The 8,248-nt window shown below is 38.1% G+C and carries 7 protein-coding genes; 1 reads left to right on the top strand and 6 read right to left on the bottom strand.

Annotation, left to right across the window (positions count from 1 at the left end):
- Positions 1–96: 96 nt before the first annotated feature.
- Together ACZFYI_RS11320 and ACZFYI_RS11315 are read right to left on the bottom strand one after the other, a co-directional pair.
- Positions 97–747 carry a hypothetical protein gene (locus tag ACZFYI_RS11320; protein ID WP_462524239.1) on the bottom strand — a complete coding sequence of 217 codons (651 nt, stop codon included), beginning with the start codon at positions 745–747 and terminating at the stop codon, positions 97–99.
- Positions 748–788: 41 nt separating this feature from the next.
- The gene (locus ACZFYI_RS11315) at positions 789–1,265 is read right to left on the bottom strand and encodes a copper resistance protein NlpE (RefSeq protein ID WP_462524238.1); all 477 of its coding nucleotides are present in this window, start codon (positions 1,263–1,265) and stop codon (positions 789–791) included.
- A 179-nt stretch (positions 1,266–1,444) separates the two neighbouring features.
- On the opposite strand from ACZFYI_RS11315, the gene ACZFYI_RS11310 reads away from it, so the two are divergent.
- Positions 1,445–4,006, top strand: a complete 2,562-nt coding sequence (locus ACZFYI_RS11310) for a glycogen/starch/alpha-glucan phosphorylase (protein WP_462524237.1) — start codon at positions 1,445–1,447, stop codon at positions 4,004–4,006.
- 108 nt (positions 4,007–4,114) lie between these two features.
- Here ACZFYI_RS11310 and ACZFYI_RS11305 read toward each other — a convergent pair whose 3' ends face one another.
- From ACZFYI_RS11305 to ACZFYI_RS11290, 4 genes are all read right to left on the bottom strand, one after another.
- Positions 4,115–4,600 carry a hypothetical protein gene (locus tag ACZFYI_RS11305; RefSeq protein WP_462524236.1) on the bottom strand — a complete coding sequence of 162 codons (486 nt, stop codon included), beginning with the start codon at positions 4,598–4,600 and terminating at the stop codon, positions 4,115–4,117.
- Positions 4,601–4,825: 225 nt separating this feature from the next.
- Entirely contained in the window at positions 4,826–6,175 is a 1,350-nt protein-coding gene (locus tag ACZFYI_RS11300) for a lipase family protein (protein ID WP_462524235.1), read from the bottom strand.
- 117 nt (positions 6,176–6,292) lie between these two features.
- A complete protein-coding gene (locus ACZFYI_RS11295) occupies positions 6,293–6,832 on the bottom strand; it encodes an HdeD family acid-resistance protein (RefSeq protein ID WP_462524234.1) in 540 nt (179 codons plus the stop codon).
- A 282-nt stretch (positions 6,833–7,114) separates the two neighbouring features.
- Positions 7,115–8,119, bottom strand: coding sequence for a helix-turn-helix domain-containing protein (locus ACZFYI_RS11290; protein ID WP_462524233.1), 1,005 nt, complete (start codon positions 8,117–8,119; stop codon positions 7,115–7,117).
- Positions 8,120–8,248 lie beyond the last annotated feature (129 nt).

The raw sequence follows: 8,248 nt of genomic DNA, 5'->3' as shown, positions 1-8,248 counted from the left end.
CTGGGCAAAAGTAATTTTCCCAAATGAGTAATAAAAAAAATCCCGGTCAAAAGGATTTTGTTACCTTGACCGGGATTTAAATCCAATTTTAGAATTCTATTGCTTTCTAATTACACCTTCCTCAAGCATTCTTTCCAATACCACTTGGGCAAATTCCGAAGAGAATTTTTCCATTGAAGTAGGATTTAGCGTTTTCGATTGGGCTGACCAAACCAAAAGTTCTGATTTGACATCATATACATTGATTTCGATAAAATACCTTCTGTCGTTGACAATATGGCCCGGAGTCATCATCATGCCATGGTTCATACCCCAAAATCCACCGAAATTTCCTCCCATTCCCCATCCAGGACCACCCATCATCATAGGTCCACCCATCATCATGGCTCCGGGGATATAGCGCTGCTCATCCTGTACATCTATCAAAGTCATGGTCATGATACCGTCCTGTCCGTTTTGGTTCACGACATTCATCATGGCATTTTTATCCAAATCTGTACTCATCCAAAAATTTGGACGGATAGTCGCACTGCTTGTGGTAGATCTGATACCCAATTTGGATAATTTTGACCTTACGTCGTCCTCTATTGTCTGTCTTTTGGTCACATCACCGATGATGGCCGCAACATATAGGTTGTTATATCCTCCTTGGTATTTATCCGGACTTGTCCATGATCTTGTGATTTTGGTAGCCGGAGAACATGCAGCAGCCAAGATGATAAATGCAAAAACTAATATTCTTTTCATAATTAAGGTTTTGTAAAGGGTAGGTTGATTTTTATTTTTATTTATTCTTTTACCAATTGGTACTTATCGGCTAAATCGCCTGAAATTCTGTTTCCTTCCAAATCCAGGTGAAAGAGTACATTTTCTCCGACAAAATATTGGTTTGGACTTTCCTCATTTGTCAAAGTGATGGTGTTCCCCGCATCATTCCATGTAAAGGTTCCTGATGATTCTATGACATTTTGATTTTCCTTGCCAAGGTAGGTGGCTTTTTTTGAGTAGGAATTGCCTGTTCCCAACTCAATAATGGTTTCAATTCCCTCACAATCGGCACAAGGAAGAATACCTTTATAGATTCCCAAAAAGTCAAGGGAATTTAATGCAGTATGGCCATCGGATTCATCGGTTTCCTCCATCTCGAACATGGCATCATCTACGATCAATTCATCTTTGTTGGTTTTGGTTTGACAGCTTGGGAGGAATCCAATGGTTACCAAAAATAAAGTAACAAACAGTGATCCCTTTTGGGTGTTTTTCATTTTGAATTGATTACTTAATAATTCGACAAGATACAATCAAATTGGTTTTTTGACAATTCTGATTATCGATTTTATGATACTTTTGTACCCAAATTGTAACATAAGTTTGGTTTAGGCTAGATTAGAAAGTTTTGATTAACTTTCGGGCTTGATATGACTTTAAGAAATGAAAAAAATAAATGAAAAAGAATAGCAAAATTACCCCATCAAAATCGGGGACGGATGAAAAAACATTGCCAGCGACCGATAGGCCGTTTATTTTAACAGAGGACGCCAGAACCGGACTTTCTGTGGAGACTTTAAAAAAAGCGATTTCGAATAACCTTTTTTATGTACAAGGAAAATATCCTGAAATCGCAACCAGGAATGACAATTATATGGCTTTGTCTTATGCGGTGAGAGACCGATTGCTACAAAGATGGGTCGCCTCTGTCAAACAATATATTCAGGGTAAAGAGCGCATAGTAGCTTACCTTTCTGCTGAATATTTACTTGGCCCGCACTTAGCCAATAACCTCATCAATCTTGGAATCTACCGTGAAGTGGAGCAAGCTTGTGAGGAATTGGGATTGAACTTGGATTGGTTGATAGAAAAAGAAGTTGAGCCGGGATTGGGAAACGGTGGATTGGGGAGACTTGCCGCCTGTTATATGGATTCTCTGGCTACTTTGGAGGTTCCTGCTATCGGGTATGGTATCAGGTACCAATTTGGAATTTTCGAACAAGACATCAGAGATGGATGGCAAGTGGAAGATACCGATAACTGGCTGAGGAGAGGTAACCCCTGGGAAATTGCAAGAAGGGAATTGAGTTATGATGTGAAGCTCGGAGGGCACATACAGCATTATATAGACCGAAGCGGAAAGTTTTGCAGCAATTGGATTCCTGACCTTGTCGTAAAAGGTGTTGCCTATGACACCCCGATCTTAGGTTATAAAGTCAACACTGCTAATACTTTAAGGCTTTGGAAATCTGAAGCGACACATTCATTTGATTTTCAATCATTTAATGCCGGTGATTACAGCAATGCTGTAAACCAAAAAATCATTTGTGAAAACATCAGTAAAGTCCTTTATCCAAATGATGAACAAAGGGAAGGAAAGATATTGAGACTTCAGCAGCAGTACTTTTTTGTTTCTTGCTCATTGCAGGATATGATCAATATCCACCTCAATCAGGCAGAGAAGATTGAAGATTTTGACAAAAAATTCGCAGTCCAATTGAATGATACCCACCCGGCGATAGGGGTAGTAGAACTGATGCGATTACTGATGGATGAGCATCTTTTGGATTGGGAAACAGCTTGGAACATTACCACAAAGACTTTTGCCTATACCAACCATACTTTACTTCCGGAAGCCCTTGAAACATGGGATTTGGAGCTGTTCGGTTCGGTATTGCCACGGCATCTTGAACTGATATATGAAATCAACAGAAGGTTTCTTGATTTTGTAACCATAAAGTTTTTTGGGGATAACCAAAAAATCAGTAGCCTATCATTGATAGGAGAAGGTAAGCGAAAACATGTCAGGATGGCCAATCTTGCCTGTCTTGGAAGTCATGCAATCAACGGTGTAGCCGCCCTTCATTCTGATTTATTGAAGAAAACGGTATTGCACGATTGGTATGAACTTTCTCCGGAAAAATTCAGCAACAAAACCAACGGAGTGACTCCTAGGAGGTGGATAGTACTGAGCAATCCTAATCTGACCAAACTCATTACCGAAAAAATCGGAGAGGGATGGATCAAGGATTTGGAAGAGCTGAGAGGACTTGAAAAATATGCTGATGACCCCAAATTCCAAGAGGCTTGGATGAAGGTGAAATTAGATCAGAAAAAAGCCCTTGCCAAGAAAATCCAAAAGAGATTGGGGATCATAGTAGATCCTGAATCCATGTTTGATATTCAAGTGAAAAGGATTCATGAATATAAAAGACAACATTTGAATATCCTTCACGTGATTGCGCTGTACAATCAGATCAAGAAAAATCCGGACATGGAAGTAGTGCCCCGAACTTTTATTTTTGCCGGAAAATCTGCCCCAGGATATCGTAAAGCCAAGTTGATTATCAAGCTAATCAATTCAGTAGGGGAAGTTGTCAATAACGATCCTGATGTTCGCGGAAGGTTGAAAGTGGTATTCTATCCCAATTACAATGTGACCAATGCGCAAAAGATTTATCCTGCAGCGGATCTTTCTGAGCAGATATCCACTGCGGGAAAAGAGGCTTCAGGAACAGGAAACATGAAACTCTCTATGAATGGTGCGCTAACTATCGGTACTTTGGATGGTGCAAACGTAGAAATCAGAGAATGTGTAGGGGAGGAGAACTTCTTCCTCTTTGGACTGACAGCCGACGAAGTGGCAAAAACCAAAGCAGAAGGGTACAGGCCTAAAGGCTATTATGATACCAATGCCGTTTTGAAAGAAGCGATTGACCAGATCAATGCAGGCTATTTTTCACATTTGGATGTGAATATTTTCAAAGAATTGACAGATTCTCTGATGTATGATGATCAGTACTTGCTTTTTGCTGATTTCCAATCTTACCTTGAAGCACAGGAAAAGGTAGCAGAGGCCTTCAAAGACAAAGAAACATGGGCAAAAATGTCAATCCTGAATACTGCGAGAATGGGGAAATTCTCCAGCGATAGGAGTATCAGGGAGTATTGCGATGATATTTGGAAAGTGAAATCTGTTCCGGTTGAACTTAATGCCATTAAAATTATTGAAAAATAGATAAAGGGGGTATTTAAGCCCCCTTTTTTTGATATTCTTTGTGTCAAGGAATCAAACCTACATTTAGGTGTTTAGCCTTTCTATTTAACTTTTAAAACAAAATCCCTTTCAAAATACTTCCCTTATTTTGTAGTGTGAATCCTTATAAGAAAAGCTTTCACCTTGTTTTTTTCCTTTCATGGATTGGTACAAAGGGCTATTGGTGGAGAGCCCGAATACCGAAAAACCATTGACTTTCATTCTTTCGATGCTTGCTGACACAAAGAATATGTCTTTGTCTGTGACTACAACGCTTCCCAACATTACCGAATCATTGATGTCCTCAATAGTCGGAACCATATTTTGGAGCAATTCCATTTCTTTATTGGCAAAACTAACCTGATCCCCAAGGGCATTTGCGCGGTGTATCTGTTCTGAATTGAATCCCTGCTGAGACATGTCGGGTTCATCCTGATTTGCTTCATTTTCATTGCTGGTCATTTCCTTGATACTGTTTTTGGAATCATCTATCACGGATTGATGTTTCTTGATACTTCCCTCAAGCAGGGCTTTTTTGGAAAAGGCATGGTGTATATTTAATACGCTGGTTTCCATAGTCAATATTTTTTTTTCACATGTCCTAATATAAAAATTGACAAGCATAGATTTCATGACAATTGTTAGACTTTTTCATGACTATCATCTTTAAATTGATTTGGCCAATTCCTTCACAAGTCAATTATCCCAAAAATCAATGAATTGATGAAAAAAAAATCTGCTTTAAAGAGGCCAAAAAAATGCTTTTGCATGTGCCCTTAGCCAAAAAATATCTGATAAGTTTTAATCCTCCTTATTAAAATTTTTCCCGCATCCTTCAAAAATTCTGAATTCCCTGTCGATTCCACGTTTGATAGAAACTTTGACACGGTAAGGATGTGATTCTCCCGAAATGGAATCAATACAATCAGTTGGATAAATTTCTACTTTGATGTTGCCCAATTCAGTATGTGAATTATATGTCAAAACATCAGTCATTTGGTTTGGGTCTGTAGCTGCTAATGGCGCGTTGAAGATTTCAAAACCTTCAACCATTGATTTAAACCTTATGGATTCTTCGCCTATTTCCAAACCCCAAAAGGGTTCAGTTCCTGTTGCCTTAAGGTTGAAGGTACTGTCGCTCATAATCCGGCTTTTCTTATGGATAGGAAAAGTCCTTTCCGCCAATTCCAAATAAGGTGGATGCAAATGGTGCATGAATATTTTATCCGGATTGTCAGGGTATTTTTCTAAATATTCTGGATCAGGCTGAAGTATAATTGTGTTTCCAGTCCTTACGTAATTGTTTGAGCTGTAAAATTCCGGCATCTGAAACTCCGGCAAGGTCTTTTGGATCAATTTGGTTGCTTTGTTTCCCAGGTATTTTTCAAAATTACGCTGGGCTTCTCGAGTAGGTTTATCCAACTGATTATAAATTCTCTTAAGCACAATCCTTTCTGGAAATTTTTGATTTTTGATAGTTGATTCAGCATTTCTGAAGGGATTGACATGATTGAAATCATCTATGGTTTGAACAGAAAAAGGGACTTGAGGAACCCAATCGGCAGCATTGATGACATTGTAAGCCCAACCTTCTTGGGTCATCGATTCATAGTCATATGCAAAATAAAGGTTACCCGGTTTTGGGGCAGCACTGCAGTAGGTTTTCCATTTCATATCTGAAGGCAAACTCCCTTGATTTTGGAGATTGTAAAAATAAGCCGTCAACAAATACCCGATGCCACCACCTTGGCTGTGTCCGATGATAAGGAAATCTTTAACACCTGTGTTGTAGAGTGAATCAATCTTTGGCAGTATATCTCTAGACAAGAATGCGGTACCAAGCAGCCACCCAATATGGACGGCTGCTTTTGGGTTTTCCGCCAAATCATAATCAAACTCAAAATCCGATGAAATCTGAAGTTTTCCTTTTGCAGGAACCATCCCTGCATAAAAATTTCCTAGCCAAGAGACCGGATCTTGAGTGGTTCCCCTGATGCTGATCACAGCAGTTTTCCCGTTATTTTTTAGCCAAAGATCCCAAAGATTTTTCAATCCCATTTCCTGTGATTGGTAAATCCTTTGGTATTGTTCCGAAATTGGGATATTTCTAAAATAGCTACTGTCTTTAGACATCCTAGATGATATCTGCATCAATTTGATGTACTCTTCTGGATCAAAACCGGGTTGAAGGGATTGTGCCTTTAAGTCAAGGTTATTTAGGAAAAGGAGGAATAACAGACTAAAGTTCAGGATAGACCTCATTGGAAATTACGAAAGCTTCTCTTTTAAATTTCCCAAAAGATCTTTGACATCTCCTGATTTTTCCTTGATTTTTTTTAGCGCAAAAGCAAGGGTGATGTTAAATAGCCCAAGAGAGAAAAAAGCCAAAGCCGTAAAGAAAACTATGGTCAAGCCTCCCAAAGTAGGATTGAATAAAATCATCAGTGAAAATATAACAGAGAGGGTGCCACTAGCCAATAACCATCCCCATCCTTCAGACCCGTACTTTTTCATGTCAAAAGCAAATCCGAAAGTTGCAAAACCTTTGAACATAAAGTAGAAGGCAATAATAAACGGAAGCACGGCCATGGTAATGGCAGGGTTGAAAAACAAAACGGCACCAACCACAAAATCAAACATCGCTCCGACAAAATGCCATCCCCAATTGTCGATTTCATTTCGGTTGTTGATGGAAAATACCAATTGAAAAATACCTGAAACGAACATGAAAGACGCAAAAATAATTGCTAGGCTCATGTAGCTTTTTACCGGTGTAGAAATAGTCCAAGCCCCTACAAGAATGAACATAATTCCAACAATTAGTGGAAGCCACCAGTTTTTGATCATAAATCTACTTTTTTTAAGTACTGATTCCATTTTACTTTTTTTAGATTTTTTGTTTTTGAAAATATTGAATCCAAAATGTAAGAAAATTTGAGTTCAGTTTAAGGTTGATCACATCAAAAGATTGTTAAAAAAATGCCTAATTAATCTAAACAAGAAATTCTTGGGAAAAGGGAATGTTATCCCTTCCTTTTTACGAAAGGCCCAAAATAAAAATAATGGGATAAATGAATAATATTCACCCACTCATTCCTCAATTGCTGCCAATTTGATTTCAATTTTTTTCCTCAGTTTATTAAAAAATCTGATCCTTTCTTTTTCACCGACAGTACTGACCATGGTTGATTTTTTGATCAGGTTATGGAGATTGTAAAACATGGCTTCATTGAATTTGGGATCCATAGAACCAATAAAGTACATGACACTGTGGTTGAGGTAAGTAATCTGTACATTGTCTAACTCAGCAATGATGGTATTGTCACCGATGACAAAGTCATTGACATACATGGTATATGGCGCGCTTTCAGCTGTGGGTTCTTTTCCCATTGGAAATTTCAAACCCAATTCCGCCATTTTTTCGATATGGTTGACTACTTCCAATAATTGCTCATACAAGATTTTCAATTCTTTTTGTGAAGGAATCAAACCCATATCATTGTACAATTCAATCTGCCGGATGGTGACATTGATGCCTTCTTCATTCCAAATCTCCGTTGTCGGAATCTGATTGAACAAATTGATCATTTTGGTACTCGTGTCTTTGAGCTTATAATAGAGTAGGTTATTGAAAGAGAATTTCTCATTCTTCAGACTTTCATTATGGAGGATAGATTTCATCCAAAAAAAGAATTTAAACGAGGCCAATTCAGGAAAGTATAAATGGTAAAAAGGTGGGAGGTCCTTGACGAGGTAATACATATGCTTCTTTTTCTGGACGTGAAACATCTGTAGCTGCTTTAGGACATCTTCAAACCAATCGTCAAAACTGTCCTTGGTGAAGGAATTCAACTTACCATGGAAGACAATGGCATTGGTCTGAAGATTAAAAATCTGATCAAGAGAAACATTGAAATGTTGGCTGATTTTTTTGATTTCCTCAAGGTCTATAAACTTTTCTCCCCTGATTCTCCTGTAAGCCGAATCGTTACTGATTTCCAATAAATCTGACATTTCATCAACAAGGGATTTGTAAGGTGGGAGTAGGTTTCGTATATGTTGGAAAAACTGAACCTGAATTTCTGAATTGCCCATATGAATCGAAAGATTTAAGTTTAAAGTCTTCCCAAAAAGTATATTTTTTTAGGAATGCTTCATTATGGAACTGTAAATAATCAGAATATAATTTTGTTTTGCCTAATAAAATTATATCATAGTATCCAA

The organism is Aquiflexum sp., assembly GCF_977115555.1.
Note: the sequence above shows the minus strand (reverse complement) of the source record. Positions and strands in the feature narration are given on the sequence as shown.

Bases quoted from the DNA above. Each gene is read 5' to 3' on its own strand.
- ACZFYI_RS11320 (WP_462524239.1), bottom strand. From the start codon at position 747: ATGAAAAGAATATTAGTTTTTGCATTTATCATCTTGGCTGCTGCATGT.
- ACZFYI_RS11315 (WP_462524238.1), bottom strand. From the start codon at position 1,265: ATGAAAAACACCCAAAAGGGATCACTGTTTGTTACTTTATTTTTGGTA.
- ACZFYI_RS11310 (WP_462524237.1), top strand. From the start codon at position 1,445: ATGAAAAAGAATAGCAAAATTACCCCATCAAAATCGGGGACGGATGAA.
- ACZFYI_RS11305 (WP_462524236.1), bottom strand. From the start codon at position 4,600: ATGGAAACCAGCGTATTAAATATACACCATGCCTTTTCCAAAAAAGCC.
- ACZFYI_RS11300 (WP_462524235.1), bottom strand. From the start codon at position 6,175: ATGCAGATATCATCTAGGATGTCTAAAGACAGTAGCTATTTTAGAAAT.
- ACZFYI_RS11295 (WP_462524234.1), bottom strand. From the start codon at position 6,832: ATGTTCATTCTTGTAGGGGCTTGGACTATTTCTACACCGGTAAAAAGC.
- ACZFYI_RS11290 (WP_462524233.1), bottom strand. From the start codon at position 8,119: ATGGGCAATTCAGAAATTCAGGTTCAGTTTTTCCAACATATACGAAAC.